A 216-nucleotide genomic window follows, 5' to 3' on the forward strand; every position below is an offset into this window, starting at 1 on the left:
TATGCAATATCTTTGCAAAAAAAATATTGAAATGGACAAAATAATTGGTTTGGGCAATGCCCTTGTAGACGTACTTGCAACCTTGAAAGATGATACTCTGCTTGATGAAATGGGTTTACCGAAGGGGAGCATGCAACTCATTGATGGCATTAAGTTACAGCAGATTAACGAGAAATTTGCTAACATGAAAACCCATCTTGCAACCGGCGGATCAGC

Annotated in this window: 1 pseudogene; it reads left to right on the forward strand. The window is 39.4% G+C overall.

Annotated features, from left to right (window positions below):
• Positions 1-31: 31 nt before the first annotated feature.
• Positions 32-216, forward strand: a pseudogene (locus tag QVP90_RS14285) (adenosine kinase); the annotation flags it as partial.

The organism is Bacteroides sp. CAG:189 (assembly GCF_000432295.1).
In the GTDB taxonomy this organism is placed as follows: domain Bacteria; phylum Bacteroidota; class Bacteroidia; order Bacteroidales; family Bacteroidaceae; genus Bacteroides; species Bacteroides salyersiae.